27 protein-coding genes, 2 tRNA genes and 1 rRNA gene are annotated in these 25,872 nt (G+C 65.5%); 6 read left to right on the top strand and 24 right to left on the bottom strand.

All coding sequences use genetic code 11. The features are described from left to right. Window positions 1-24 precede the first annotated feature (24 nt). A complete protein-coding gene (locus tag NNX38_RS07125; protein ID WP_255797373.1) occupies window positions 25-477 on the top strand; it encodes a VOC family protein in 453 nt (150 codons plus the stop codon). Here NNX38_RS07125 and mutM read toward each other — a convergent pair. The 5 genes from mutM to coaD all read right to left on the bottom strand — a co-directional run bounded on the left by mutM (window position 413) and on the right by coaD (window position 3,696). Next, window positions 413-1,399: a bifunctional DNA-formamidopyrimidine glycosylase/DNA-(apurinic or apyrimidinic site) lyase gene (gene mutM, locus NNX38_RS07120; RefSeq protein WP_255797372.1), complete on the bottom strand. Its 987-nt coding sequence runs from the start codon at window positions 1,397-1,399 to the stop codon at window positions 413-415. The two genes, NNX38_RS07125 and mutM, sit on opposite strands and share 65 nt — an antisense overlap. Before the next feature lie 12 nt (window positions 1,400-1,411). Beyond that, window positions 1,412-2,119: a ribonuclease III gene (rnc, locus tag NNX38_RS07115; RefSeq protein ID WP_227923609.1), complete on the bottom strand. Its 708-nt coding sequence runs from the start codon at window positions 2,117-2,119 to the stop codon at window positions 1,412-1,414. 85 nt (window positions 2,120-2,204) lie between these two features. Then, window positions 2,205-2,408 carry a 50S ribosomal protein L32 gene (gene rpmF / locus NNX38_RS07110; RefSeq protein WP_146364453.1) on the bottom strand — a complete coding sequence of 68 codons (204 nt, stop codon included), beginning with the start codon at window positions 2,406-2,408 and terminating at the stop codon, window positions 2,205-2,207. 2 nt (window positions 2,409-2,410) lie between these two features. Further along, window positions 2,411-2,977, bottom strand: coding sequence for a DUF177 domain-containing protein (locus NNX38_RS07105; RefSeq protein ID WP_255797453.1), 567 nt, complete (start codon window positions 2,975-2,977; stop codon window positions 2,411-2,413). 236 nt (window positions 2,978-3,213) lie between these two features. Continuing rightward, window positions 3,214-3,696, bottom strand: a complete 483-nt coding sequence (gene coaD, locus NNX38_RS07100) for a pantetheine-phosphate adenylyltransferase (RefSeq protein WP_255797371.1) — start codon at window positions 3,694-3,696, stop codon at window positions 3,214-3,216. A 40-nt stretch (window positions 3,697-3,736) separates the two neighbouring features. Here coaD and NNX38_RS07095 point away from each other — a divergent pair, with 40 nt between their 5' ends. Together NNX38_RS07095 and NNX38_RS07090 are read left to right on the top strand one after the other, a co-directional pair. Then, a complete protein-coding gene (locus NNX38_RS07095) occupies window positions 3,737-4,990 on the top strand; it encodes an aminotransferase class I/II-fold pyridoxal phosphate-dependent enzyme (RefSeq protein WP_255797370.1) in 1,254 nt (417 codons plus the stop codon). Then, entirely contained in the window at window positions 4,987-5,778 is a 792-nt protein-coding gene (locus tag NNX38_RS07090; RefSeq protein WP_255797369.1) for a fused MFS/spermidine synthase, read from the top strand. Before NNX38_RS07095 ends, NNX38_RS07090 begins: the two co-directional genes overlap by 4 nt. Here the strand turns inward: NNX38_RS07090 and rsmD are convergent. The 4 genes from rsmD to NNX38_RS07070 all read right to left on the bottom strand — a co-directional run bounded on the left by rsmD (window position 5,775) and on the right by NNX38_RS07070 (window position 10,833). Further along, window positions 5,775-6,383, bottom strand: a complete 609-nt coding sequence (gene rsmD, locus NNX38_RS07085; RefSeq protein ID WP_255797368.1) for a 16S rRNA (guanine(966)-N(2))-methyltransferase RsmD — start codon at window positions 6,381-6,383, stop codon at window positions 5,775-5,777. The genes NNX38_RS07090 and rsmD overlap by 4 nt on opposite strands. Before the next feature lie 48 nt (window positions 6,384-6,431). Then, entirely contained in the window at window positions 6,432-8,657 is a 2,226-nt protein-coding gene (locus NNX38_RS07080) for an ATP-dependent DNA helicase RecG (RefSeq protein ID WP_255797367.1), read from the bottom strand. After that, a complete protein-coding gene (locus tag NNX38_RS07075) occupies window positions 8,647-9,606 on the bottom strand; it encodes a DAK2 domain-containing protein (RefSeq protein ID WP_255797452.1) in 960 nt (319 codons plus the stop codon). The genes NNX38_RS07080 and NNX38_RS07075 overlap by 11 nt, the downstream gene beginning before the upstream one ends. Window positions 9,607-9,810: 204 nt before the next feature. Continuing rightward, entirely contained in the window at window positions 9,811-10,833 is a 1,023-nt protein-coding gene (locus NNX38_RS07070) for an LCP family protein (protein WP_255797366.1), read from the bottom strand. Between the two features lie 82 nt (window positions 10,834-10,915). Between NNX38_RS07070 and NNX38_RS07065 the strand changes: the two genes are divergently transcribed. After that, window positions 10,916-11,395, top strand: coding sequence for a DUF3515 domain-containing protein (locus tag NNX38_RS07065; protein WP_255797365.1), 480 nt, complete (start codon window positions 10,916-10,918; stop codon window positions 11,393-11,395). On the opposite strand, the gene NNX38_RS07060 is transcribed toward NNX38_RS07065, so the two are convergent. The 6 genes from NNX38_RS07060 to leuC form a co-directional block, all read right to left on the bottom strand. Next, window positions 11,392-12,534, bottom strand: a complete 1,143-nt coding sequence (locus tag NNX38_RS07060; protein ID WP_255797451.1) for a D-alanine--D-alanine ligase family protein — start codon at window positions 12,532-12,534, stop codon at window positions 11,392-11,394. The genes NNX38_RS07065 and NNX38_RS07060 overlap by 4 nt on opposite strands. Window positions 12,535-12,545: 11 nt before the next feature. Next, window positions 12,546-13,589, bottom strand: coding sequence for an NAD(P)H-dependent glycerol-3-phosphate dehydrogenase (locus NNX38_RS07055; protein WP_255797364.1), 1,044 nt, complete (start codon window positions 13,587-13,589; stop codon window positions 12,546-12,548). After that, entirely contained in the window at window positions 13,586-14,380 is a 795-nt protein-coding gene (locus tag NNX38_RS07050) for a 1-acyl-sn-glycerol-3-phosphate acyltransferase (RefSeq protein ID WP_255797363.1), read from the bottom strand. Before NNX38_RS07050 ends, NNX38_RS07055 begins: the two co-directional genes overlap by 4 nt. Window positions 14,381-14,389: 9 nt before the next feature. Beyond that, complete coding sequence (gene murA / locus NNX38_RS07045) at window positions 14,390-15,730, bottom strand: UDP-N-acetylglucosamine 1-carboxyvinyltransferase (RefSeq protein WP_255797362.1); 1,341 nt, start codon at window positions 15,728-15,730, stop codon at window positions 14,390-14,392. A gap of 274 nt (window positions 15,731-16,004) precedes the next feature. After that, window positions 16,005-16,604: a 3-isopropylmalate dehydratase small subunit gene (leuD, locus tag NNX38_RS07040; protein ID WP_255797361.1), complete on the bottom strand. Its 600-nt coding sequence runs from the start codon at window positions 16,602-16,604 to the stop codon at window positions 16,005-16,007. 10 nt (window positions 16,605-16,614) lie between these two features. Then, on the bottom strand, window positions 16,615-18,066 hold the full coding sequence (gene leuC / locus NNX38_RS07035) for a 3-isopropylmalate dehydratase large subunit (protein ID WP_255797360.1): 1,452 nt from the start codon (window positions 18,064-18,066) through the stop codon (window positions 16,615-16,617). Between the two features lie 113 nt (window positions 18,067-18,179). Between leuC and NNX38_RS07030 the strand changes: the two genes are divergently transcribed. Then, entirely contained in the window at window positions 18,180-18,899 is a 720-nt protein-coding gene (locus NNX38_RS07030) for an IclR family transcriptional regulator (protein WP_227923577.1), read from the top strand. Window positions 18,900-18,946: 47 nt separating this feature from the next. After that, window positions 18,947-19,375, top strand: coding sequence for a potassium channel family protein (locus tag NNX38_RS07025; RefSeq protein WP_255797359.1), 429 nt, complete (start codon window positions 18,947-18,949; stop codon window positions 19,373-19,375). A 35-nt stretch (window positions 19,376-19,410) separates the two neighbouring features. Here the strand turns inward: NNX38_RS07025 and thiL are convergent, their stop codons facing one another. The 9 genes from thiL to rrf all read right to left on the bottom strand — a co-directional run bounded on the left by thiL (window position 19,411) and on the right by rrf (window position 25,606). Then, complete coding sequence (gene thiL / locus NNX38_RS07020) at window positions 19,411-20,424, bottom strand: thiamine-phosphate kinase (RefSeq protein ID WP_255797358.1); 1,014 nt, start codon at window positions 20,422-20,424, stop codon at window positions 19,411-19,413. Window positions 20,425-20,560: 136 nt separating this feature from the next. Next, window positions 20,561-20,633, bottom strand: a tRNA-Glu gene (locus NNX38_RS07015). 124 nt (window positions 20,634-20,757) lie between these two features. Beyond that, window positions 20,758-20,829, bottom strand: a tRNA-Gln gene (locus tag NNX38_RS07010). A 112-nt stretch (window positions 20,830-20,941) separates the two neighbouring features. After that, window positions 20,942-21,667: an HAD family hydrolase gene (locus NNX38_RS07005; protein ID WP_255797357.1), complete on the bottom strand. Its 726-nt coding sequence runs from the start codon at window positions 21,665-21,667 to the stop codon at window positions 20,942-20,944. 10 nt (window positions 21,668-21,677) lie between these two features. Then, on the bottom strand, window positions 21,678-23,195 hold the full coding sequence (gene gltX, locus NNX38_RS07000) for a glutamate--tRNA ligase (RefSeq protein WP_255797356.1): 1,518 nt from the start codon (window positions 23,193-23,195) through the stop codon (window positions 21,678-21,680). A gap of 39 nt (window positions 23,196-23,234) precedes the next feature. After that, on the bottom strand, window positions 23,235-23,795 hold the full coding sequence (locus NNX38_RS06995; protein ID WP_255797355.1) for a hypothetical protein: 561 nt from the start codon (window positions 23,793-23,795) through the stop codon (window positions 23,235-23,237). A gap of 41 nt (window positions 23,796-23,836) precedes the next feature. Beyond that, on the bottom strand, window positions 23,837-24,610 hold the full coding sequence (locus tag NNX38_RS06990; protein WP_227923562.1) for a fumarylacetoacetate hydrolase family protein: 774 nt from the start codon (window positions 24,608-24,610) through the stop codon (window positions 23,837-23,839). Window positions 24,611-24,655: 45 nt separating this feature from the next. Continuing rightward, window positions 24,656-25,405 (bottom strand): DUF1648 domain-containing protein, encoded by a 750-nt coding sequence (locus tag NNX38_RS06985; protein WP_255797354.1) that lies wholly within the window; start codon window positions 25,403-25,405, stop codon window positions 24,656-24,658. 84 nt (window positions 25,406-25,489) lie between these two features. Continuing rightward, window positions 25,490-25,606 (bottom strand): 5S ribosomal RNA (gene rrf, locus NNX38_RS06980). Window positions 25,607-25,872 lie beyond the last annotated feature (266 nt).

The raw sequence follows: 25,872 nt of genomic DNA, 5'->3' as shown, positions 1-25,872 counted from the left end.
CCGGCGCCCGAGATGAGGACAGCCGTGAAAATCTACAATCCGCAGGTCGTCCTGTTCGTCGCCGACGTCGCGCGGGCGGCACGCTTCTACGTGGCCCTCGGTTTCACTGAAGAATCCCGTGCAACAGGGGCAGGGACAGCGCCCGTAAAAATCGAAATGTCATTGGAAGGCTTCGAACTCGGGCTTGCACTGCCCGGACCGGCGGCCGAAGCGCACGGACTCACCCCGGTCACGGCCGGACACCGCGCGTGCCTCACGCTCTGGACGGATGACGCCGCAGCGGCCTACGCGGCTGCACTCGACGCCGGAGCAAAGCCCCTACAAGGACCGCACCCGTTCCTGGACGGAAAACTGCAGGTTGCATTCGTCGAGGACTTCGACGGACATCCAATCCAGTTCGTGGAACGGCAAACTACCAGCGCCCGTTCCGAGGCCGAGGCTGGCACACAGGGCAGCTGTATGAGGACCGATTCATAAACGAATCCCGCCGGATCAGGGTATGCAGCCCCAGCTCCTCGCAGCGCGGGCAGGGCAGCCCTTCACGGCCATAGACATTGAGGGACCGCGAGAAGTATCCCGAGGCACCGTTCACATTGACGTACAGCGAATCAAAGCTGGTGCCTCCCGCAGCCAAGGCACGGGTCATCACGTCCCGGGCGGCTTCGACCAGCCGCAGCGCATCGGCCCGGCGCATAGTGTCCGTGGCGCGGGCAAAGTGCATGCGTGCCGCCCACAAGGACTCGTCGGCATAAATGTTCCCGACCCCGGAAATCAGCCCCTGGTCCAGCAGGGCACGCTTGATCCCGGTCTTCCGCAGCCGCAGCCGACGGTAGAACTCGTCAAAGGAAAACGCAGGATCCAGAGGGTCGCGCGCAATATGCGCGGCCTCGGCAGCCACGAGCGGAAGTCCGGTCTCGGACAGGCCGCCGGGAGCGCCGTCGGGCGTCGGAACCAGATCGGTGAGGAACACACCCCCGAAGATGCGCTGGTCCACAAAGCGCAGTTCGTCCGGCATCGCAACGCCGGAGGCATCAACGGCGGGACTGAGCGTGAACCGGACCTTCAGGTGCTTCTCATCCGGAAGGGCCGAGTCTTCCATCAGCAGCTGGCCACTCATCCCGAGGTGCGCCATCAGCGCAAAGGAGGGTACGACGTCGTCGGCCGGCGCAGGAACAGACGGCGTAGGAGCAGCCTCGAGCAGCGGCAGCCAGAGAAACTTCCCGCGGCGGACGACGTCGGCCACCACCGCGCCTTCGAGGTTGCCGACGAGATCCTCGGGACCAGCAGCATGGCGCCGCACGGAACGGGAATCCACGACTTCGACGCCGGTGATGGTGCGGCCGCGGACCCATGACGCCAGTCCGCGGCGGACCACCTCGACTTCGGGAAGCTCAGGCATGCCCGGGAGTGCCTAGGAACCGGCAGCCGCGGAGTCGGCTTCCTTGGCGTTGATCATCTTCCAGGAGGCAGCGGCGGCTTCCTGCTCGGCTTCCTTCTTGGAATGGCCGACGCCCGTGCCGTAGGCCTTGTCGCCGATATGCAGGACCGCTACGAAGCTGCGGGAATGGTCGGGACCGGATCCGGAGACCCGGTATTCGATGTCGCCCATTTTCCGGCCGGCAGCGATCTCCTGGATGCTGGTCTTCCAGTCGGTACCGGCACCGAGCGCCTCGGCGTTGGACAGCAGCGGCCCGACAAGGCGCATCACCATCTGGCGCGCGGCTTCGATTCCGTGATCCAGGTACACGGCACCGATGATTGCCTCGGTGGTGTCCGCAAGGATGGAGGACTTATCGCGCCCGTTGGTCAGCTTTTCGCCCTGGCCCAGGAGGATGTACTCCCCCAGCCCCAGGCCGCGGGCAATGCCGGCAAGGGCACGGGTACTTACGACGGCGGAGCGGCGCTTGGCCAGCTCGCCTTCGGAAAGATCAGGATTATCCCGGTAGAGGGCATCGGTTACCGAGAACCCCAGAATGGAGTCACCCAGGAATTCCAGGCGCTCGTTCGTGGGGATGCCGCCCTGCTCGTAAGCGTAGGAACGGTGCGTGAGTGCAAGACGAAGCGTCCCGGCGTCGATATCGACACCGAGACGCTTCATAAGCTCTTCAGTATTCTTCACTTTTTGGATACAACCCGAAAAGCAGTATTCACGTGCCCGTCCGCAACAACACTAATGATGCGCAAAACCGGGCCGAACACTGGTCTTAGACGTCCGCGACCTTGCGGCCCTTGTATTCAAGGAACAGCGCGGTGCCGGCGGAGTCGGTTACGACCTTGGCCTGGTGCGGCAGGCTATAGGTGACGCGGCCGTTCTCCACGGTCTTCACCAGGTTGGGCGCGGTCGCCTTCCACTGGGACCGGCGTGCACGTGTATTCGCGCGGGACATTTTCCGCTTCGGAACAGCCACGGCTAACTCTCTTCTCTCTCGTCTGACTCTGTACTTGGTGCCGCAGTATCTTCTGCGGCCGTGCCGGTCAGCCCGGCGAGGGCTGCCCAGCGAGGATCCACTGCTTCATGGTGGTGACCCGGATCCTCCTCAAGGCGCGCTCCGCATTCGGAGCAAAGGCCTTCGCAGTCTTCCCGGCACACCGGCTGGAACGGCATGGTAAGAACCACTGCGTCCCGCAATACCGGCTCAAGATCGATGACATCTCGCTCGATCCGGTGTTGCTCTTCTTCATCTTCTTCTTCGAAGGACTCAGCGTCCTCGTAGTAGAAGAGTTCCTGCACATCGACTTCTTGGTCGTACGCGAGTGGCTTCAGGCAGCGGCCGCATTCGCCCTTTACGGGGGCGATTACTACGCCGGATACCAGAATCCCTTCGTGCACGGCCTCCAGCCTCAGATCGAGCTCGAGGTCGGATCCTTCCGGAACGCCGATAAGCGCAACACCGAAGTCTTTCGGTGCCGGTACATGTTCATGCAAGGTCCGCATCGTTCCCGGGCTGCGCCCGAGGTCCCTGACGTTGATAGCCAGGGGAGTTTCCGGATTGGACCGCGAAAATTCGCTAATGAGAACTCCTGTAGAACATAGACCGACATATCATCTTAGCCTGACTTGCCGGAATCTCTCAAACTGCGGCTGCACCGCAGCCAGGGAGCACGTGCGGGCACGTGCTCCACAGACCAGTTTACCCGCCACAGGGCATCCGGCTAATCGGCCTTCGGGTGCTTCCCGGCAGGGCTGATCCGCCCCGCCTGCGCCAACCCGGTCTAGCTTGCCGTCCGGCCTTCCGTCAGGCGCTTCAGCACCGTCGGCGGAACATAGCCTGCGACGTCGCCGCCGAGGGAGGCCACTTCCTTGATGAGGGACGAGGAAAGGTGGGTGTAGCTGCTTTCCGCGGCGAGGAAGACGGTTTCGACGCCGGTGAGCTGCCTGTTCATGACGGCCATGGGCAGTTCGTACTGATAGTCCTGGACGGACCGCAGTCCCTTCACAATCGCGGAGGCGCCGTGCTCCCGGCAGAAGTCGGCCAGGAGCCCGTCCCCCATGGGGACCACGGAAACCCCGCGCAGCGCCCCAAAGGTTTCCGCCGCCAGTTCCAGGCGTTCCTCGGCACTGAAACGGTATTTCTTCGCATAGTTGGTGGACACCGCCACGATGACTTCGTCGAAGAGTGTTGCCGCACGGGCAATCACCTCCACATGGCCGTTGTGGATGGGATCAAAGGAACCGGGGCATACAGCACGTCGCATAGGTCGAATCTACCGGGTGCGGGCGGGTAATACTTGAGGCATGAGTATCAGCACAGCCGCGTCCCTGCTCCGCGCCCGGCCCGGCACCGGCACGGCCGCCGCCCAGCCCTGGCAGCGGACCGCCGCGGGAGCCAACCTGCTCGCGGCGGACGGCAATCTCGGGGTGACCATTTTCGAGGAAATCACCGCCCTTGCCGGACGGCACGGAGCCATCAACCTCGGCCAGGGCTTTCCCGATGAAGACGGCCCGGCCGTAATGCTCGACGCCGCGCGGGAGGCCATTGCCTCCGGCGCCAACCAGTACGCCCCGGGACAGGGCCTGCCGGTGCTGCGCAACGCCGTCGCGGCTCATCAGGAGCGGTTCTACGGGCTGCACGTGGACCCGGACACCGAGGTCATCATCAGCACCGGCGCCACGGAAGCCATTGCCTCGGCCCTCCTGGCCCTCACCGGTCCCGGAGACGAGGTACTGACCTTCGAACCGTTCTACGATTCCTACGGCGCGGTCATCGGGCTCAGCGGCGCCACGCACACCACCGTCGCCCTCGAGGCTCCGCACTTCCTCCCCGCCGACGGCGCCCTCGAAGCGGCGTTCACCGACCGCACCCGGGTGGTGCTGGTCAATAATCCGCACAACCCCACGGGCGCCGTCCTCCCCCGCGAGGTCCTGCAGCAGATTGTGGATCTGGCAGCGAAGCACGACGCCGTGATCGTCACCGACGAGGTGTACGAACACCTGACCTTCGGGCCGGTGCACATCCCCGTAGCCACGCTGCCCGGCGCCGCGGAACGGACCCTGACCATTTCCTCGGCGGGTAAGACATTTTCCGTGACCGGCTGGAAGATCGGCTGGCTCACCGGCCCGGCGCCGCTGGTGGCAGCGGTCCGCACCGTCAAGACCTTCCTGAGCTATACCTCGGGCACCCCCTTCCAGTCCGCGGTCGCCGTCGGCCTGGGACTGGAGGATTCCTACTTCACCGGCGCCGCCGCCGCGCTGCAGGCGAAGCGGGACCTGCTCGGTTCGGGGCTGCGGGCCGCCGGGATGGAGGTCCTGCCCTCCGCCGGAACGTATTTCGTTACCGCCGACACTTCGCCCCTGGGGATTACGGACGCCACGGAACTGGCTCGGCGGCTGCCGGAACTGATCGGCGTGGCGGCCATTCCGGTGGCCGTGTTCTGCCACGCCGAAGGAGCGCAGCGCACCCGGTCGCTGCTGAGGTTCGCGTTCTGCAAGAAAACGGACGTCCTGGACTCCGCCTCCGAGCGTCTCGCCCGGCTGGGCGGGCTGCTGTGAACGCGTCCCGGCTCCTGCGGGGCATCGGCGCCCACGCCACCATCACCGAAGACGGCTTCACCCCCGGCGCCTACATCCTGAGCATCGGCGGGGCGGAGCAGTCCCACGTGGACCTGGCCCGCCCGCAGGAAATCTTCTACGAGTACCTGCGCCGGATAGGCAACGTCCTGGACCTGGCCGCACCGGCCGGGGAGCCGCTGCGAGCACTGCACCTGGGTGCCGGAGCGCTGACCCTCACCCGTTACCTCCAGGCCACCCGCCCCGGGTCCGAACAGGCGGCGGTGGAGCTGGAACGGGAACTGCTGGACTTCGTCCTGGCGCATCTTCCGCTGCCGGAGGGCACCCGGCTCGAGACCGTCATCGGAGACGCGCGGGAATCACTGGACCGCTTTGACGGCCGGTCCTTCGACGCCATTGTGCTGGACATCTTCGCCGGCCCCGATGCGCCCGCGCACTTGGCGACGTCGGACTTCTACGCCGAACTGATTGCCTTGCTCTCCCCCGCCGGAGTGCTGCTGGTCAACGTCGGGGACGATCCGCCGCTGGCCTTCGCCCGCCGGCAGGTCCGCGAGCTGCAGGCCGCCCTGGGTACGGGCGGCTTGGATGCGGACGGCGCCCTGGCGGCGCTGGGTCAGCGGGACATGTTCACGGGGCGCTACCCCGGCAACATTGTGCTCGCGGCAACCCGGTTCCCCTGGCCCGCCGAGTGGACGCAGCAGCTCCTGGCGACCGGCCCGCACCCGGCAGCAGTGCTGACGGGCGAGGACCTGGACCGCTTCACAGGTTAGGCCTGCGCCGCCGCGGCGTCGTCGGACTCTGCGTCGTCGTCGGCAGGTTCGGCGAACCACAGGGTGGTTTCACCGTATTTACGCTCGCTGAAGCGCTCCAGGCCTTCGGGCCAGACCGGCTCGGGGGAACGCGTGGAGCGTTCGAGCACCACTACCGCACCGACTGCGAGGTGCCCTGCCAGCGGAGTGAGGACGGTAGCCAGCTCGGCTTCGGTGAACGCGTAGGGCGGATCGATGAACACCACGTCCCAGCGCACGTCCGCCGGGACCCGGAGCAGGAAGGTTTCGGCCTTGGCCCGGTGCACGTTCACGCAGGTTCTGCCCAGGATCTTGTTGACCAGTTCCGCGTTCTGCCGGCAGGTCGCCGCGGGCTTGTCAGCCAGTTCCACCAGGTCGACGGCGGCCGCACCGCGGCTGGCGCTCTCCACACCCAGGGCACCGGACCCGGCGAACAGGTCCAGCACGCGGGCTTCCTGCAGGATGCCGTAGGACTCGAGGCGGGAAAAGAGGGCTTCCTTTACCCGGTCCGTGGTGGGTCGCGTTCCGTCACCCGGAACGCTGAACAAGGAGGATCCGCCGGCAGCCCCGGCAATAATGCGGCTCATGCCTTCACTTTATCCGCTGCCGGTGCCCCGTCCGGTTTCCGGTGCCCGTTAGCCGCGTTCCAGGAATGCTTCGGCTTCGGGGTTCAGGTAGGCCTCGATGGCTTCGTCCAGGGCCGGATAGTCGCGCAGGTCCGGATCCGCCGCCACCAGGGCCACGGCGTCGGCACGGGCCTTTTCAATGAGCTTTTCGTCCTGGACGGCGCGCAGCAGTTTCAGGGTGGAGCGGCCGCCGGACTGGCTGGCGCCGAGGATGTCGCCTTCGCGGCGCAGTTCAAGGTCCTTGCGGGACAGTTCGAAACCGTCGGTGGTGGCCGCCACGGCTTCCAGCCGCTCCCGGCTCGGATGTCCCGGTTCCAGCTGCGTCACGAGCAGGCAGGTACCGGGCAGCCCGCCTCGGCCCACCCGGCCGCGCAGCTGGTGCAGCTGGGAGATGCCGAACCGGTCGGCGTCCATAATCACCATGAGCGAGGCATTGGGTACGTCCACGCCCACCTCGATGACGGTGGTGGAGACCAGCACGTCAATGTCGCCGCGGTTGAAGGCAGCCATGGTCTCGTGCTTGTCATTGGGGTCCAGCCGGCCGTGCAGGGGCGCAATGCTCTTGCCTGCGAGCGCCGGCACAGTGGTGAGATACTCGACCAGCTCGGTGACGGAGGTCAGCTCCTGCCGCTCGGCACGCGCCCGTCCCTCTGCAGCTTCCTTCGAGTCGAACAATGCCAGGTCCGTACCGGGCTCCTCCTCCTTGGCTCCGATCTTGGGGCAGACCACGTACACCTGTCGGCCGGCGTCGATCTCTTCCCGGGCGCGGGCCCAGATCCGCTGCTCCCACTGCGGCTTCTCCGCCAGCGGCGAGACGTAGGTGGAGATGGGGGCCCTCCCGGCCGGCAGCTCGGTGAGGGTGGAGACCTCCAGGTCACCGAAGACAGTCATCGCCACGGTACGGGGAATGGGGGTGGCCGTCATGACCAGCAGGTGCGGGGTGCTGTGCCCCTTGGTGCGCAGCACATCGCGTTGCTCGACGCCGAACCGGTGCTGTTCATCCACCACCACCAGGCCGAGGTCGGCAAACGAAACGTTCTCGGACAGCAGGGCGTGCGTGCCGATGATGATTCCGGCCGCGCCGCTGGCAGCGTCCAGCATCGCCGCCCGGCGCCCGGCGGTGTTCATCGAGCCGGTGAGCAACGCCACGCGGGTGCCGTCCGGGTCGCCGTCGAGCTGTCCGCCGCGGCCCAGCGGGCCGAGCATGGCGGTGATGGACTCGTAGTGCTGCGATGCCAGGACTTCGGTGGGTGCCAGCAGTGCGGCCTGTCCCCCGGCGTCGATCACCTGCAGCATGGCGCGCAGGGCCACCAGGGTCTTGCCCGAACCCACCTCGCCCTGCAGGAGGCGGTTCATGGGGTGGTCCCCGCCCAGTTCAGTGGATAGGTCCCGCCCGATTTCGGCCTGGCCGCGAGTCAGGGTGAAAGGAAGGGCCGCGTCAAAGCGGTCCAGGAGACCCCCGGGCACTGCCGGACGCGCGGTGGCTTCCTCTTCGGCGGTCAGGGCACGACGCCGGGCCAGTGCGGTCTGCAGGACCAGGGCTTCCTGGTACCGAAACCGGTGCCGGGCGGCGTAGGCCTCCTCCATGGTGGCCGGCCGGTGGATTCTGTTGTAAGCCGCAACGATGTCCGGCATGCGGTCGCGCTCCCGGATCGCCGCCGGGATCGGATCCCGCAGCCGGGCGCCTTCCATGCTGTCCAGCAGCATCGACACGGACTTGGCGATGGTCGGACTGGCCACCCTGGCCGACGCGCGGTAGACCGGGATGGGGCGCTTGGCTTCGTCCTCATCCACCGAGTCTTCATCCAGGAGCACATAGCTGGGATTGGTCAGCTGAAGCTGGCCCCGGTAGGCGCCCACCTTGCCGGAGAACATGGCCCGGGTGCCGACGGTGAGTTCCTTAGAAGCATTGAACCCGTTGAAGAACGTCAGATGCAGCTGCCCGAGGCTGCCGTCGGTGTCGTCTGTGACGACTACCTCGACGATTGTCCCCTTGCGGGCCCGCATCTGCCGGCGGTTGTTGCTTTGCACCCGGGCTATCAGGGTGACGTCTTCGTCGAACGGTATCTCCGCGATGGGTGTGAGTTCACCGCGCTCCAGATACCGGCGCGGGAAATGGTGGAGCAGATCGCCGACGGTCTTAAGGCCAAGCTGTTTCTCCATGGCATTGGCCGTGATTTTGCCGATCCGTCGGTCCAGCGGAAAGTCGAGTTCTCCGGGGAGCCTAGAGTCCATGTGCCTCGGGGACTTCTTTGGTTTCGTGTCCGTCAGCGGACAACTCGGTGATGGTCAGATTCTCGGGATCACCGAGAGTGCGCAGCAGATCGATGGTCGTACCGGCGTCGGGGGTGTGCACGTGGATCCGCCAGCGGTAGCCGTCTCCCACCGGGCTCACGGCGCTCATGATGACGGAGTCCCCCAGCTCGTCCAGCTGCAGCCGCAGTGTGGCGGCATCCAGCGGGCTCAGGGTGATGGTGCACATGACTTCCACGCCTTCCATGCGTGGCATGTGGGCGTGGATGTGCGGATCCTGGACGTCGTAGCCGTGCAGTCCGTCCAGCAGTTCTTCCTGCAGTTCCTCGCCCAGGGCTGCGGCACGCAGGGCGTCCAGTACCAGCAGGAAGCCGACGCCGCCGGCGTCCACCACGTGGGCGGCGGCGAGCGCGTCCAGCTGGCTCTCGGTATGGATGACGGCGGTCAGGGCGGCGTCCATAATGGCCCGCAGCGTGAGTGCGAGTCCTACGTTGCTGTCGTCTCCGGTGACGGCGGGTTCGCTGTCGGAGGCGGCGTGCGCTGCGGCCTCGAGGACGGAGAGCATGGTGCCGGGCACCGGATCGCTGAGCACCGACCAGGAGCGCAGCTGCGCCCGCTGCAGGGCGGCTGCGAGCAACGGCGCGGAGAGCCGGGTTGCGCCGGCCAGGGGTTCTGCCATAGAGGTGAGGAAGACGGAAAACAGGGTGCCGGAGTTGCCGCGTGCTTCTTCCATTGCGGCACGGCCGGCTGTTCCCAGCAGCTCGCCGATGTCGGCGGTGTCCTCTTCCGCAATAGCCCTCGAGGCGGCGCAGAGAGTCAGGTAGAGGTTGGTGCCGGTATCGCCGTCGGCCACGGGAAAGATATTGATGGCATTGAGGCGGTCGCTGTGGTTACCCAAGGAGACCTCTGCGTTGCTCAACCATCGCTTCAGCGCTTGCGCGTTGGCGGTGATTTTAGTCTGCAAGGTAATCCCGTTTCCTGCTTGTAGAGCTGTCTCTGGTCCTGCTGGTGCCGCTCATCGGGGCCCGTCCTATCCGGTCTTCGCCGTCATTGCCGCTAACCGTCTATGTCATTAGGAAGCCTACCGCAGGGCACTGACAGTGGCCGATAACGATTTACCGCCGGTTGGGCCGGATCAGTTCCGGGGTGCTGCGGACCGGACGTAGTCGGCAAGGTCGTCAGAGTCCAGCGCAGTACCGATTTCGGCGATGGCTGCATAGTCCGGCACCACAATGGACTGCCCGTCGGGGGACGTTCCCACTCCGGCGTTCGGCAACGTGAACATATGGACATCCCCGGACCGGACGCTGCGGAGACTCACGGCCAAAGCCCCTGCAGCGGCGGCGTCCAGATCTTCATCCACGCTCAGGTACGGCGAAATCCCGCTCACTATGTTGCTGATCTTTACCGGGTTGGTCAGGGTCTGCGTGTTGAGGACACCGGAGACCACGCCGCTGAGGAAAGCCTGCTGGTTCTTGACCCGCTGATAGTCGCCGTCGGTAAAGGCGTACCGCTCGCGGACGTACTTGAGCGCAGACTCCCTCTCCACAGTGATCTGCCCGGCGGCAAAGTACTCGCCGTGGTCCCCCTCGGATTGGAAAGCGATGTCGTTGTTGAGCGTGACACCGCCCAGAGCATCCGTTAGACCCTGGAACCCTTCGAAGTCGATGATCGCCACGTGGTCGACAGGGATATCGAACAGGGTCTGCACAGTGTCCACAGTCAGGGACACTCCGCCGAGAGCCATGGCGGAGTTGATCTTCTGTTCCCCGTACCCGGGGATCTCCACCCACGTGTCACGCATGATCGACATGACGTAAACGCCGCTCCGGTCGCCCGGGATATGGACCAGCATCATCGTGTCCGACCGTGCGTCGCTGGAGGCGGGATCCCGGGTATCGGTGCCCATCAGCAGGATATTCTGCGAGTCTCCTGCGGCAGCGCCCTTCTCCGGCCGTGCCTCTGGAAGCGCATTGGTAATGGTCTTCGTCGAATTGTCGAAAGTCCACGCCAGATGCCACAGGAAGCCACCGGCGGCAAGTGCGGCAACCAGCACGAGGGCCGGAATCATCAGCAGCATATTTCGTACCGGGCGCGATGTCCTGCGCCTGGTATTTGCGGGAACGTCAGTTTCGGCGGAAAAGGGGTGCTCGCTCACGTGTTTTTCCTCAGCTCGGGGCAGGTATGAGTCTATCCAGACCGATTCAGGTCCGGGGCGCCGCGGCGGATACGCTGGAAACATGAAGTCCTATGCGTTACCAGCAGTACTCGTTCTCTCGGCAGTGGCCGCCGCCGGCTGCAGCCCGGTAGCCAGCGTTAATCCGGCTCCGGACGCTGCCAACCCGGACTGCGCCGCCGTCATGGTGGCCTTGCCGGACGAGATAGCGGGTTACGCCCTGCGGGACACGGACAGCCAGTCGACGGCTGCGTGGGGCAACCCGTCCCGGGCGATCCTGAAGTGCGGCGTCCCCGTGCCGGGCCCGACAACCGATCCCTGCGCCTCGGTGAACGGCATCGACTGGATCCTGCGTGAGGGCGAAGACACCTGGACCGCCACCACCTACGGCCGGGAGCCGGCGGTGGAAGTTCTCTTCGATCCAAACGAGGTTGCCTCGTCCACGCTCCTGGTCCAGCTGCAGAACGCGGTGTCGAAAATCGAGCCCACCAGCCAGTGCCTAAGCCCCCAGGACACCCTGGATCTGGAAGCCGAACAGGGCTAGCGCAGCCCCGTCTTCCGGTCCAGCGCCAGGGAAATCAGTTCATCGATCAGTTCGGTGTACGGCAGTCCGGACTTGGCCCACATCTGCGGATACATGCTGATGGGTGTAAAGCCGGGCATGGTGTTGATCTCATTAATGATCAGCTGGCCGTCCGGGGTGTAGAAGAAGTCCACCCGGGACAGGCCTTCACCGCCCACTGCTTCGAAAGCGGTTCCGGCGAGCGTGCGGACCTGGGCCGTGATATCCGCCGGCAGGTCGGCCGGGCAGCTGAGGTCTGCCGCTGCGCCGTCCACATACTTGGCTTCGAAGTCGTACCACTCGTGGCCGCCGTCGCGCACCGCAACCTCGCCGGGCTGGCTGGTGCGCGGATCCTCGGTGCCCCGCCCCTGGAGGACGGCCACTTCGATCTCCCGGCCGATGATCCCGGCTTCCACTACGACCTTCGGATCGTGCAGGCGTGCCGCTTCGATGGCTGCCGGCAGTTCCGCTGCGTCCGTGACGCGGGTGATGCCCATGGACGAACCGGCGCGGGCGGGCTTGACGAACAGCGGGAAATCGAGGGCACCGGCGCGGTCCAGGCAGGACTGCGGATCGCGCAGCCACTGCCGGTCCGTGATGACCTCGTAGGGGCCCACCGAGAGGCCTGCGGCTTCGAAGACCACCTTCATGTAGTGCTTGTCCATGCCGACGGCGGACGCCAGGACACCTGCTCCCACATACCTCACGTCAGCCATTTCCAACATGCCCTGGAGGGTTCCGTCCTCGCCGAAGGGGCCATGCAGCAGCGGCATCACCACGTCGATGGAGCCCAGGCTGCGGGGCAGGCTGCCGGCGGCGTGGGCCACCAGTTCGCGGCTGCCGTCCTGCGAGGAGAGCACCACGGATTCCTTCGACGCCGGAACCTCGGGCAGGGTCGCGGCGCGCAGGGACCACTCGGCCGGATCATCCGAAACCAGGCTCCACTGGCCGTTCTTCGCGATGCCGATGGGGACGACGTCGTACTTTGACGTATCGATGGCCTGCAGCACACCGGCGGCTGTCACGCAGCTGACGGCATGCTCGCTGGAGCGTCCGCCGAACAGGACGGCTACCCGGGGGCGCACGGGTGCGGAACGGTCCTCGATGGTACCGGCGGGCAGGGGTTCAACAGTCACGGAGCGGACACACCTTCGGATTTCAGTTCTCGGGCCAGCAACCGCGGACCCAGTTCATCAACAGTAATTACGCCCTGCAGTACGGCGACAACATTTTCGGTGATGGGCATATAGACGCCCAGCTGGGTGGCACGGTCCAGCACGGCCTGCGCGGACTTGATGCCCTCGGCCGTCTGGGTCATGGACGCGTTGACTTCGGCAAGGCTCAGGCCCTGGGCCAGCAGCGTACCGGCCGTGTGGTTGCGGGACAGCGGCGAGGAACAGGTGGCAATCAGGTCACCCATACCGGCCAGGCCGGCCATGGTCTCCGCATTGCCGCCCAGCGCCAGGGCCAGGCGGGTGGTTTCGGCCAGTCCGCGGGTCATCACGGAGGCCTTGGTGTTGTCCCCCATGCCCTTGCCGTCGCAGATCCCCACCGCGAGGGCAATAACGTTCTTGACGATGCCGCCGATCTCGGTGCCCACCACATCCTCGTTGGTGTAGGGACGGAAATACGGCGCCGTGCAGGCCTCGGCGATCCAGGCGGCCGTGTCCAGGTCGGTGCAGGCCACCACGGACGCGGTGGGCTCCTGGCGGGCAATTTCCATGGCGAGGTTCGGTCCGGAAACCACCGCGATACGCTCGGCGGGCAGTCCCAGTTCCTCGGCGATCACCTGGCTCATCCGGGCATCAGTGCCCCGCTCCAGTCCCTTCATCAGCGACACGACGACGGCGTCCGCGGGGATCCGTCCAGCAACGTCCTTGAGCTGCGCGCGCAGGGACTGTGCAGGGACGGCGAGGACCACCATTTCGGCTCCGGCGAGCACCTCGCCGAGGTCCGTGAAGGCGCGCAGGTTGGCGGGCAGGACGGTGTCCTTGAGGTACTGGGTGTTGCGGTGCCTGCCGTTGATGTCAGCGGCCACCTCGGGGCGGCGCGCCCAGAGCCGGACATCGGTGCCGCGTTCGGCGCCCGAGTCGGCGGCAATCTTGGCAAAGGCGGTACCCCAGCTGCCGGCGCCCAGGACGGCGACGACGGCGGGGTGTTCACTGCGGGGGGTCACTGTCCGGCCTCCGGTTGGATTGGTTTGGTTGATGTGCCGGATCCGCCGGCTCCGTTTTCGAAGGAACGTCCCACTTGCCGCTGGCCCCTGGCCACGGGGTTCCACCGCTCGGTGGGCGGCTGGGCACCGCGGAGCTTGGAGACCATGTCCGTGAGCTCGGACATGATCCGTTCCGTGGCTGCGTCGAGCACAGCCTTGGTGACCGGCAGTCCGGCGAATTCGGACAGGTCCACGGGCTTGCCGACCACCAGCCGCACCCGCTTGCGCGGGAACAGCTTGGGGAACTTCGCGTAGCGCGGGAAGGCTTCCTGCGCACCCCAGTGGGCGATCGGGATGACGGGCACCCCGGTCTGCAGGGCCAGCCGCGCGGCCCCGGTCCGGCCCTTCATCGGCCAGAGATCAGGATCCCGGGTGAGGGTGCCTTCGGGGTAGATCACCAGAGTGCGCCCTGCCGCCAGGGCTTCACGGGCGGCATCCAGCGAACCGGCGGCCCCGGTGGTGATCCGCTCCACCGGGACCTGGTTCGTGGCGGACAGTGCCGGCCCCAGCACGGGCACCTTGAAGAGCGATGCCTTCGCCAGGAAGTGCGGCGGGCGGCCCTGGTTGTACAGGAAGTGCCCCACCACCACCGGATCGATTTCAGTCACGTGGTTCGGGCAGACAATGAAGCCCGGATCCTTGGGCAGGTTCTCTGCCCCCTGCCACTGCTTTTTCAGGAAGATATTGAATACCGGCCGGAGAGATCCGGCGAGCAGCGCAAAAACAACCCGTGACTTATTCGATTCCGTCATTCCGTCAGGCTACCGGAGTCCGGCAGATCCGCCGGAAGCGACGTCAAAGTCCGCGCCGAGGCCCTCGAGCTTGCCCTGGAAGTGCTCGTACCCGCGGTTGATCAGCTCGATGCCGGTCACCCGCGAGGTGCCCTCGGCAGCCAGCGCCGCAATGAGGTGGCTGAAGCCGCCGCGCAGATCCGGGATGTCGATCTCGGCACCGCGCAGCTGCACGGATCCGGCAATGACAGCCGAGTGCAGGAAGTTGCGCTGGCCGAAACGGCACGGGACGCTGCCCAGGCACTCACGGTGGACCTGGATGTTGGCACCCATCCGGATAAGCGCATCCGTGAAGCCGAAGCGGTTCTCGTACACGGTTTCGTGCACGATGGACACACCCTCGGCCTGGGTCAGGGCGACCACCAGCGGCTGCTGCCAGTCCGTCATAAAGCCGGGGTGGACGTCGGTTTCCAGTACCAGCGGGTTCAGCGGGCCGCCCGGGTGGTAGAACCGGATGCCGCCGTCGTCGATGTCGAACGCTCCGCCGATCTTGCGGTACGTGTTGAGGAACGCGGTGAGGTCCTTCTGGTCCGCGCCCTCCACATAGATGTCGCCCTTGGTGACGAGGGCCGCTGAAGCCCAGGAAGCGGCCTCGTTGCGGTCCGGAAGCGCCCGGTGGTTGTAGCCGGTCAGTTCGGAAACGCCTTCGATCCGGATCACGCGGTCCGTCTGCACGGAAATGATGGCGCCCATCTTCTGCAGGATGGCGATCAGGTCCATGATCTCGGGTTCAACGGCTGCACCGCGCAGCTCGGTGATACCCACGGCCTTCACGGCAGTCAGGAGCACCTGTTCGGTGGCTCCGACGCTCGGGTAGGGCAGTTCAAGCTTGGCGCCGCTGAGGCCCTTGGGCGCGGAAATGGAAATGCCGCCGGGGCGCTTTTCCACCACTGCACCGAAGTTGCGCAGCATCTGCAGGTGGTAGTCGATGGGCCGGTCGCCGATTTTGCAGCCGCCGAGGTCAGGAATGAAGGCTTCACCCAGGCTGTGCATGAGGGGCCCGCAGAGCAGGATCGGGATGCGGGAATCGCCGGCGTGGGCGTCGATGTCCTTGGACGCCGCCGTCTTGGCGTTCTTCGGGTCCATGGTGAGATCGCCCGTGACAGGGTCCTTGGTGACCTCAACGCCGTGCAGCTGCAGCAGGGACGTAACTACCTCTACGTCCTTGATTTCAGGAACGTTGCGCAGTGTGGACGGGCCGTTGCCAAGCAGGGCCGCAACCATCGCCTTGGGGACCAGATTTTTCGCCCCGCGGACCGGTACCTTCCCTGAGAGAGGAACACCGCCTCGGATGGTGAGGACGCTACCCATGAACACCTGATTTCTTAAAATAGATTGGCCCCGGAAGCAATAAGAGACTGCACTCAAGCATATGAGCAAGGGTCTGCTTACTGAAATAACGCCGCCCTCCGACAGGCCGGAACCGGTGTGATTCCGGTCATGCCCGCAGTCGAAAGCGGATAGGCCCCGCCGAAGCGGGGCCTATCAATGATATCGGGGCTCTGGGAGGGGCAGAAAAACCTCCAGAGTGCAAACCGGAAGCCTGCTGATCATTCCGGGGCGGCGTGCCTCCGCCGAAACCGCACTAGTGCAGGGCAGGGAGCGTGGTGGGCTTGTACGCGGGACGCTCGGCCTCGAATGACGTGATGTCGGACTCGTGGCGCAGGGTCAGGGCAATGTCGTCCAATCCTTCCAGCAGACGCCAGCGAGTGTACTCGTCAATTTCAAATGGAGCTGTGACGCTGCCGCAGACCGCCGTCCGGGCCTGCAGATCAACGGTGACTGTTGTTCCCGGGGAGTTTTCCAGGACCTTCCAGATCAGCTCAATGTCATCCTGCGCCACCTGGGCCGCGACGAGGCCCTGCTTGCCGGCGTTCCCGCGGAAGATATCCGCAAAGCGGGAGGAGAGCACTGCCCTGAAGCCGTAGTCCTTCAGGGCCCAGACGGCATGTTCACGGGAGGAGCCGGTGCCGAAGTCGGGTCCGGCCACCAGCACGGAGCCCTGGCGGTAGGGTTCCCGGTTCAGGATGAAGTCCTCGTTCTTCCGCCAGCCGGCGAAGAGCGCGTCCTCGAATCCGGTGCGGGTGATCCGCTTGAGGTAGACAGCCGGGATGATCTGGTCGGTGTCGACGTCGCTTTGGCGCAGCGGGACGCCGATTCCGGTGTGGGTGGTGATCTTGTCCATAACGGTTCTCCTAGGCTGCGGTGCCGACGACGGCGCCCGGCAGCGGGTCGAGGTCCGAGGGTGAGCTGAGGGTTCCCCTGACGGCAGTGGCTGCTGCCACCACCGGGGACACCAGGTGGGTACGCCCGCCCTTGCCCTGCCGGCCCTCGAAGTTGCGGTTGGAGGTGGAGGCGCAGCGCTCCCCCGGTTCGAGCTGGTCAGGATTCATGCCCAGGCACATGGAACAGCCGGCAAACCGCCATTCGGCACCGAAGTCCTTGAATACCCGGTCCAATCCCTCCGCCTCGGCCTCCAGACGCACCCGTGCGGAGCCGGGCACCACCATCATCCGGACTGCGGGGTCCTTCTGCCGGCCGCGGATAATATCCGCGGCTATCCGCAGGTCCTCGATGCGGCTGTTGGTACAGGAGCCCAGGAAGACAGTGTCCACGCGGATGTCCTTCATGGGGGTGCCGGCGGCCAGGTCCATGTAGGCCAGCGCGCGTTCGGCGGCGGCGCGGGCGTTTTCATCGCTGAAATCTTCGGGTGCTGGCACGGCTTCGGAGAGCGAGACTCCCTGTCCGGGATTGGTTCCCCAGGTGACGAACGGCTCCAGGGTGTCTGCGTCCAGGAAAACCTCGGCGTCGAACTCGGCGTCGGTGTCCGTGGCAAGGGATTTCCAGTGCTCGACGGCGGCGTCCCAGTCCCGGCCCTGAGGTGCGTGCGGGCGGTGCTTGAGGTAGGCGAAGGTGGTTTCGTCCGGGGCGACCATCCCGGCCCGGGCACCGGCCTCGATGGACATGTTGCAGATGGTCATCCGCGCTTCCATCGACAGTGCGCGAATGGCGGAGCCGCGGTATTCCAGCACGTAGCCCTGGCCGCCGCCGGTGCCGATCTTGGCGATCACCGCCAGGATGATGTCCTTGGACGTAACACCGGGCCGCAGGGTTCCCTCGACATTGATCGCCATGGTCCGAAACGGCTTGAGGGACAGGGTCTGGGTGGCCATCACGTGCTCAACCTCGGAGGTGCCGATACCCATCGCCAGCGCGCCGAACGCGCCGTGTGTCGAGGTGTGGGAGTCGCCGCAGACCACCGTGAGTCCCGGCTGGGTCAGGCCAAGCTGCGGGCCCACCACATGGACGATGCCCTGCTCGGCATCCCCCAGCGGATGCAGACGCACACCGAACTCGGCGCAGTTGGCCCGCAGTGTTTCAATCTGGGTGCGGCTCACCGGGTCGGCAATGGGCTTGTCGATGGCCAGGGTGGGAGTGTTGTGGTCCTCGGTGGCAATGGTCAGGTCCGGGCGGCGCAGTCCGCGGCCTGACAGCCGCAGGCCCTCGAAGGCCTGCGGGGAGGTGACTTCATGGACGAGGTGGAGATCGATGTAGAGCAAGTCGGGAGCACCGTCCTCCCCCTTGCGGACCACGTGCTCGTCCCAGACTTTCTGCGCCAGCGTCCTGCCTGCCACATGCTCACCCATACCGCTACCCCTCATTTGGTTCAGTCCCTAGTTCCTCAAGAGAACCAGCAGGCGGAGCCGGCGGTCCAGCTTTTCGATTTGTATCTCAGATAGTGAGACGGCAGTATCAGCTTATGGACACAGTCAGCGGGGTAGGCGTCATCGATAAAGCGGCCATGGTGCTGGATGCACTGGAAGCCGGCCCCACCACGCTCGCGCAGTTGGTTTCCGCGACGGGACTCGCGCGCCCCACGGTGCACCGGCTTGCGCTGGCACTGGTGCACCACCGGCTGGTCGGCCGCGATATCCAGGGCCGGTTTGTCCTGGGCGGACGCCTGGTGGAACTCGCCTCCGCGGCCGGTGAGGACCGTTTGATAGCCTCCGCCGGACCGGTGCTGCTGTCGCTGCGCGATGCCACGGGCGAAAGCTCGCAGGTCTTCCGGCGGCAGGGTGAGTGGCGGGTCTGCGTCGCCTCCGCCGAGCGGCCCATCGGCCTGCGGGACACGATACCGGTGGGCACCCAGCTGTCCATGAAAGCCGGTTCCGCCGCCCAGTGCCTGCTGGCCTGGGAGGACCATGACCGGCTCCTCGAGGGCCTGCAGAATGCCCGCTTCACCCCTACCGTCCTGGCCGGCGTCCGACGCCGCGGCTGGGCCCAGAGCCTGGGCGAACGTGAACCCGGCGTCGCCTCCGTTTCCGCTCCGGTGCGCGGGCCGTCCGGCCGGGTGATTGCCGCCGTGTCGATTTCAGGGCCGATAGAACGCCTCACCCGCCAGCCGGGCCGCGTTCACGCCGAAGTGGTGGCCAAGGCCGGAGCCCAGCTCACCGAGGCACTGCGCAACAGCGGCGAGTAACCCTATATTGGGAAACCGTTGGGGATCGAAAACCCAAGGGAGTTCCCATGAAGCGGATGCGGGTGCTGTGGCACATTATCCGAATCTCCGGCGCGGACTACATTTTCTTTGGCTTCCTGATTGTCCTTGGGGTCGCCAGCTTCCTGCTGCCGCGGCTCGAACCGGAATTCAGCGATTTCGGCGACGGCCTCTGGTACCTGTTCGTGTCCTTCACCACCGTCGGCTTCGGCGATTATGTGGCCACCGGACCGGCTGGCCGGATTATCACGGTGGTCGTGACCCTCTACGGGATCCTCGTGGTGGCCCTCATGACCGGCATTATTGTGGGCTTCTATACCGAACTCCTCAAGGCCCGTGCCACCACCGCACTGGATGACTTCGTCAAGGAGCTGGAGCACCTGCCGGACCTGTCACGGGAGCAGCTGCTGGACCTTGCCGAAAGGATCCGCAACCGGCGCATCATGCCGGACTCCTGAGCGGCTGCCGTGGCAGCGGAGCCAGCCGCCTGCAGCTAGCCGGCGAAGTGGTCCCAGCCGATGGCCGGCGGCGCCTCTCCGCCAAACGTGACTCCCGCGCCGTCCGTTACCTCTCCAATGCGCACAAACCCCTCTGGCAGGACCGCGTCCGGCGGGAAGGTTGCCAGCAGGCCGTGGTCTTCTCCCCCGCCCAGCACCCAGGCCAGCGGGTCCGCTCCCAGCCGGGCCGCGGCCGGAGCCAGCACCTCGGCCCGGGAGGTGAGATAGCCGGCGTCGAGGTCAATGGCCACGCCCGAGGCACGTGCGATCCGGCCGGCGTCGCGCACCAGGCCGTCGGACACATCCAGCATGGCCGTGGCGCCGGCAACCGCCGCCCGCGGACCGCGGTGCACGGGCGGATGGGGCCGGTTTTGCGAGGCCACCAGCGTGGCGAGGAGCTGGTCGGCTTCCTCACGGACGGCTGAATAGTCCAGGCTGCTTTCCAGCACGGCCAGCCCGCCTGCGGCAGCTCCCAGTGCCCCGGAGTGTGCCAGAACGTCTCCGGGACGGGCTTCGGAACGCAGAACCGGCCGGCGGCCCTCTAGATCACCGGTGACGGCGGCCGTGACGACAATCTGGCTGCCCCGGCCCAGGTCTCCGCCCACCACCGAGCAGCGGCCGGCGTCGTGCATCAGTGTTTGTACGGCCGCCGCAAGTCCGGTCGCCAGATCCTCCACCCATGCCACCTCGGTGCTGCCAGGAAGCGTGAGGCTGACAACCAGCGAGGTAGGTACGGCACCCATGGCGTTGATGTCGGAAAGGTTCTGCGCTGCGCATTTCCAGCCCACGTTGTATCCGGTAGTTCGGTACCCCGAGGGCCAGAGCAGACGGAAGTCGGCGTCCTGGACGAGGGTGTCGATGGAGATTACGGTCCGGCCGTCCGGCGCAGCGATTACGGCGGCGTCATCACCGGGACCCACGAGTGCCGTAGTCGGTCCGAGCCTCGGAAAGATCCGGGCCAGGAGCGCCTTCTCATCGAGCTGGTCCACGGTCAGGGCTTCGGACGGCACGGGCTGTTCCTCTGGTTATTGTTTTGCGGCTTCAGTTTCGAAATTAGCACGGCGGTAATCCTGGCAGCATCGCAGCCAATATCAGCAGGGCAAAACAAAACCGGCCCCGGACATAATGTCCGGAGCCGGCAATCTGTGACCCCAGCGGGATTCGAACCCGCGTTACCGCCGTGAGAGGGCAGCGTACTAGGCCGCTATACGATGGGGCCGTGTACAGTGCTCCGAGTCTTTCAACCCAGGCACTTCCTTGCCGGTTTCGATGAACCGGCCTGTAGAGTATTTCATACTCCGTCAGAGGAGACCAATCGGGGCTAAACCACCAATTGATTACCGCTGGGATACCAGGACTCGAACCTAGAATGTCGGTACCAGAAACCGATGTGTTGCCAATTACACCATATCCCAATGCACTTTCCCGGCTGCTTCTCGAGGAGTTATCCCCGGCCGCAGCCCCTCAGCACGAGATATAACTATACACGGGTTTCGGACCAAGTACAAAACGGACCCGAGGGCCGCATCAGATCAGCTCCAGCAGCTCGCCAAGCGACCCGATGGTTGGCACCTCCGAAGGCGCTGCTGCTCGCTCGTCGCGCACCGGAGAAGGATTGCCCGTACGGTCGAGCCAGACGCCCACCAGGCCGGCGCCTGCCGCTCCCACGGCGTCTACCTGCAGGTTGTCCCCTACGTAGGCAGTCCGTTCCGGCGTGCTGCCGAGCAGGCGCACTCCCTCATGGAAGATTGCCGGTTCCGGTTTCGCGGCACCGACGGTGTCAATGCCCACCAGGACCTTGATGCGCTGCAGTCCGGCGGCGTCGAGCTTGGCCCGCTGGTAGTCGTGCACGTTGTTGCTGACCGCCCCGTACGCAATGCCGCGCGCTTCCAAGGCATCAAGGAGCGGATCCACATCGTCAAAGGCGCGGAAGTACTGCGGCAGGGCTTGTTCATAGGCTTGGTTCCATGCCCGGGCCGCATCGCTGTCCAGGGGTGCCAGCCCCGCCTGTTCACGGGCGTGCTGCAGACGAAGTACCCGTTGGTCGGCAAAGCTCAGCCGGCCAGCGAGGTAGGCGTTGTAGTGCCCCTGGGGGTCGGCGGAGAACAAGGAGGTATAGGCCTCCCAGTCCGCCGCCGTGAAATGGGTCAGGTCATCGGCGCTGACCGCCTGGAGCGTGGTGCCCATGGCAGCCTGCAGGTCGATGAGGGTCTCGTCAATGTCAAACAAAACCGCATCGAGGAACCTGCCCATTTCGGTGTTCCTAGGCTGCTGCGCGGAACGCGCGGATCCGTGCCAGCGAGGATTCCCGGCCAAGGATGACCATGGACTCGAACAGGGGCGGCGAAATCCGGCGTCCGGAGACGGCCGTGCGCACCGGACCGAAGGCCAGGCGCGGCTTGATGCCCATGTCTTCCACGAGTGCCTGGCGCAGAGCTGCCTGGATGTTCTCCGCTGTCCAGTCGGACACGGATTCCAGGGCTGCCAGGGCGGCGTCGAGCACCTCTGCCAGGTTCGCCGGCAGGCCCTTCCGGGCGTCGTCGCCAACGTCGACGGCGTCGTCGGCCTTGAACAGGAAGCCGAGCATGTCCGGAGCCTCACCCAGCAGAGTGATGCGTTCCTGTACCAGGGGCGCGGCTTCGGTCAGGATTTCCTCTTCACGCGGCGTGAGGGTCTCCCCTACCAGACCGGCCTGCTGCAGGTAGGGAACCAGCCGGTTACGGAAGTCTTCGGCCTCGAGCATGCGTACGTGGGTGCCGTTGATGGCCTCGGCCTTCTTCAGGTCGAAGCGGGCAGGGTTGGCCAGCACGTTGTGGATGTCGAAGTTTTCCACCAGCTGGTCGACGGTGAAGATGTCCTCGTCTGCGGACAGCGACCAGCCCAGCAGGGACAGGTAGTTGAGCAGGCCTTCGGGGATGAAGCCGCGTTCCCGGTGCAGGAAGAGGCTGGACTCCGGATCGCGCTTGGACAGCTTCTTGTTGCCGGCACCCATGACGTACGGAAGGTGACCGAACAGGGGCATGTACTTGGCCACGCCGACGTCGATCAGGGCGCGGTAAAGCGCAATCTGGCGCGGGGTGGAGGACAGCAGGTCCTCGCCGCGCAGGATGTGGGTGATGCCCATGAGCGCGTCGTCCACCGGGTTGACCAGCGTGTAGAGCGGTGCACCGTTGGCCCGGACCACTACGAAGTCGGGAACGGTTCCGGCCTTGAAGGTGATCTCGCCGCGGACCAGGTCCGTGAAGGTGATGTCTTCATCCGGCATCCGGACGCGCAGCACGGGTGAACGGCCTTCGGCCCGGAAGGCTTCGATCTGTTCCGGGGTCAGGTCGCGGTCATAGTTGTCATAGCCCAGCTTGATGTCGCGTCCGGCGGCGCGGTGGCGCGCTTCGATCTCTTCCGGGGTGGAGTAGGACTCGTAGACGTAGCCGGCGTCGCGCAGCTTCGCGATGACGTCCTGGTAGATCTCGCCGCGCTGGGACTGGCGGTAGGGTTCGTGCGGCCCGCCCACTTCCACGCCTTCATCCCACGTGATGCCAAGCCACTTCAGCGCGTCGAGGAGCTGGAGGTAGCTCTCCTCGCTGTCACGTGCAGTGTCGGTATCTTCGATGCGGAACACCATGGTGCCCTTGGTGTGCTTGGCATAGGCCCAGTTGAACAGGGCGGTCCGGATGAGGCCGACGTGCGGGGTGCCCGTGGGAGACGGGCAGAAGCGCACGCGTACGGGCGTGTCATCGGTAACGGTGGGAAGGTCAGCTAAGGGTGTGGGAGCGTTAGTCATGATGTTTCCCAGTTTAGACTCTTCCGTCCGCCGGCCGCCTTATTGCGCGTAGGACAGCAGCCAGAGGAAGACTCCCCCGCCGGCTGCCGCTCCGGCACCAGCGGCGGCGAGATGTCTTGCCGGGCGTCCCTGCCGCAGCCGGGCAGTAAGGGAAAGTGCCAGCACGCCGGCAAGAACGACACCTGCCACGGTGCCCGCCAGTCCCGGGAACAGCAGGAGCGCCGTCGAACCGAGGATCACGATGCCCGCCCCCAGGGTGAGGTCCAGCCAGGACCAGGACGTGAACGCATTGGCGACCAGCAGCACGACCGCGGCAGCCAGCAGGGCGAAGACCGCTGCGGAGAGCGGCAGCGGCCCGTCCAGCCAGAGGATGAGCCGCTGGAACATAAACGCCAGCGCCGCCGCACCCAGCACTGCGGGCGGCAGGGACGACGGCGGCAGGCTGCGGAGGTCGTTGGTGTGCTGCAGATAGGTGACCAGGACTGCCGGGAAAACACCCATCAGCAGCGCCGCACCGGCACCCCACGGAAGGGCGGCAGCGGGTGGAAAGCCGAGAAACGGAGCGGCCAGGAGGATCAAGGACCAGATCAGCCCAGACACGGCTGTGTTCCGGCCGGACTCCCGGGCCGCTCCGCGGGGCATCAGCTGCGGACAGTGTTGACCAGCCGGCCGATGCCTTCGATATCAACCTCGAAGCGTTCGCCGTCGCTGATGATGCCGACGCCTGCGGGGGTGCCGGTGAGGATGACGTCGCCCGGCAGCAGGGTGAAGGCCTGCGAGACGTAGGAAACCAGTTCCTTGACGCCCCAGATCATCGAGTTGGTGTTGCCGTCCTGGACCAGTTCACCGTTGAGGTAACCGCGGACCGCGGTGTTCTCGGGATCCAGCTCTGTTTCGATCCACGGGCCCAGCGGGCAGGAGGTGTCAAAGCCCTTGGCACGGGCCCACTGGTCGTCGGTGCGCTGGGCATCACGGGCGGTGAGGTCGTTGGCGCAGGTGTAACCGAAGATGACTTCGTCCACGCGCTCGATCGGGACATCCTTGCAGATGCGTCCGATAACAACGGCCAGTTCGGCTTCGTAGGAAACCTCGTCCGAGAAGGACGGCAGCACCACGGGATCGTTGGGGCCGATCACCGAGGTGTTGGGCTTGAGGAACATCAACGGCGCCGGCGGCACGTCGTTGCCCATTTCGCTGGCGTGGTCCGCGTAGTTGCGGCCGATGCCGACCACCTTGCTTCGCGGGATGATCGGGGCCAGCAGGCGCACGTCTTCCAGCTTGTGCCGCTCCCCCGTCAGCTGGACGCCCGAAAAGAACGGGTCACCCTTAATGACGGCGATTTCTTCGCTGCCTTCTTCTCCGCCGACCACGCCGAAGGCGGGGTCGCTGTCCTGTACAAATCGAGCAATACGCATGGGTATAAGCCTAGTGGAGAAACGGACTCCGCCGGCAGGCGGTACCTAGAGGGCCAGGAAGACTCCGAAAACAGCAGGAAGGACAACAAAGACCACCAGGAACACCACGACGGCAGTGCGCCCCCTGCGGTTGCCGACATTCACCGTCAGTCCGGTGCCGGACCCGCTGCGCTTGGGTACCAGGATGTGGGGATCATTCGGATCGTTGTAGAGGATGCCGCCGACCCACCGCTTATCCTCTTCCTGTTCCTCGACTGTGGGGCGGACACCGTGCCGCTCAGCCGTGCGCCGTGCCCAGCGGGCGGCAGCAGTATAGGAAAGGACCAAGAAGCCAAGGATCAGCGGAATCATCACCAGGGCCGGCCCGGCGGGCACATGGTCCGGGGCCAGCCAGCCGGCAACCGTGAGCGCGCCGATCAGCGCCGCTATCAGGACAGAAGTCCCACCCAGGGCAACAACCGTGCCGCGGATCATTCCCTCCCGGAGATACAGCTCCCAGTCCGACGGATTCTTTTCAGGGGGCACCATGGCGGGTACGACGGCGGCCACCAAGGCCAGGAGTGCACTGGTACCGGCGCCCATCAGCAGAGGGAAGAAGGCGGTCCCGAAGGACTTGGCGCCCCAGGCATCCGGGCGGCCGCCGGCCCCCCAGTGGGTCGGAATCGTTTCCGGCAGGGAATCGTAAATCGTGGTCCCATAGGCAAAACAGGCCGCCAGAACAAGCACTGCAGCGAAATGGATCAGCCAGAGAAGACCGCGCCCGCTGGTGATTTTTGTCTCGACTCTGGATTCCATGCATTTAACCTATCCGGATTTGCGGGTTAAACAGGTCAGGTCCCGCACCAATGGCGCGGGACCTGACCCTCTGTACTAATTATTGTCCGGCGGTGACCTACTCTCCCACATCCTCCCGGATGCAGTACCATCGGCGCTGTGGGTCTTAGCTTCCGGGTTCGGAATGGGACCGGGCGTTTCCCCCACGCTATGACCGCCGTAACCCTTCTACCCGCACCCGCCAAAGGCGGGAGGGGAAAACAATGGTTACAACACTCCCCCGGAACCACCCCAAAAAAGAGGGGTGCCGGGCAGTGCGGTAAAAATGTGAACCCGCCCCCTGGACAAGGGGCAATGGTTCGTGTTCCAGGCACAGCAACCAACGGTTGTTGTCCGGGAACCACATAGTGGACGCAAGCAGCATGATCTACAACACCCTTTATACTTTGACGGACCGTTTGAAGTCGTGTCCGTCCAGGTGCTGGTGT

This window comes from Arthrobacter sp. zg-Y238, assembly GCF_024385525.1.
Taxonomy (GTDB): domain Bacteria; phylum Actinomycetota; class Actinomycetes; order Actinomycetales; family Micrococcaceae; genus Arthrobacter_B; species Arthrobacter_B jinronghuae.
The sequence above is the reverse complement of the archived record's forward strand: the minus strand, read 5'-3'. Positions and strand labels throughout refer to the sequence as shown.

Excerpts from the sequence above, each read along its gene's own strand:
- mutM (WP_255797372.1), bottom strand. The coding sequence starts at position 1,399 with ATGCCTGAGCTTCCCGAAGTCGAGGTGGTCCGCCGCGGACTGGCGTCA.
- coaD (WP_255797371.1), bottom strand. The coding sequence starts at position 3,696 with ATGCGACGTGCTGTATGCCCCGGTTCCTTTGATCCCATCCACAACGGC.
- NNX38_RS07095 (WP_255797370.1), top strand. The coding sequence starts at position 3,737 with ATGAGTATCAGCACAGCCGCGTCCCTGCTCCGCGCCCGGCCCGGCACC.
- rsmD (WP_255797368.1), bottom strand. The coding sequence starts at position 6,383 with ATGAGCCGCATTATTGCCGGGGCTGCCGGCGGATCCTCCTTGTTCAGC.
- NNX38_RS07080 (WP_255797367.1), bottom strand. The coding sequence starts at position 8,657 with ATGGACTCTAGGCTCCCCGGAGAACTCGACTTTCCGCTGGACCGACGG.
- NNX38_RS07065 (WP_255797365.1), top strand. The coding sequence starts at position 10,916 with ATGAAGTCCTATGCGTTACCAGCAGTACTCGTTCTCTCGGCAGTGGCC.
- NNX38_RS07050 (WP_255797363.1), bottom strand. The coding sequence starts at position 14,380 with ATGACGGAATCGAATAAGTCACGGGTTGTTTTTGCGCTGCTCGCCGGA.
- murA (WP_255797362.1), bottom strand. The coding sequence starts at position 15,730 with ATGGGTAGCGTCCTCACCATCCGAGGCGGTGTTCCTCTCTCAGGGAAG.
- leuD (WP_255797361.1), bottom strand. The coding sequence starts at position 16,604 with ATGGACAAGATCACCACCCACACCGGAATCGGCGTCCCGCTGCGCCAA.
- leuC (WP_255797360.1), bottom strand. The coding sequence starts at position 18,066 with ATGGGTGAGCATGTGGCAGGCAGGACGCTGGCGCAGAAAGTCTGGGAC.
- NNX38_RS07030 (WP_227923577.1), top strand. The coding sequence starts at position 18,180 with ATGGACACAGTCAGCGGGGTAGGCGTCATCGATAAAGCGGCCATGGTG.
- NNX38_RS07025 (WP_255797359.1), top strand. The coding sequence starts at position 18,947 with ATGAAGCGGATGCGGGTGCTGTGGCACATTATCCGAATCTCCGGCGCG.
- NNX38_RS07005 (WP_255797357.1), bottom strand. The coding sequence starts at position 21,667 with ATGGGCAGGTTCCTCGATGCGGTTTTGTTTGACATTGACGAGACCCTC.
- gltX (WP_255797356.1), bottom strand. The coding sequence starts at position 23,195 with ATGACTAACGCTCCCACACCCTTAGCTGACCTTCCCACCGTTACCGAT.
- NNX38_RS06990 (WP_227923562.1), bottom strand. The coding sequence starts at position 24,610 with ATGCGTATTGCTCGATTTGTACAGGACAGCGACCCCGCCTTCGGCGTG.
- NNX38_RS06985 (WP_255797354.1), bottom strand. The coding sequence starts at position 25,405 with ATGGAATCCAGAGTCGAGACAAAAATCACCAGCGGGCGCGGTCTTCTC.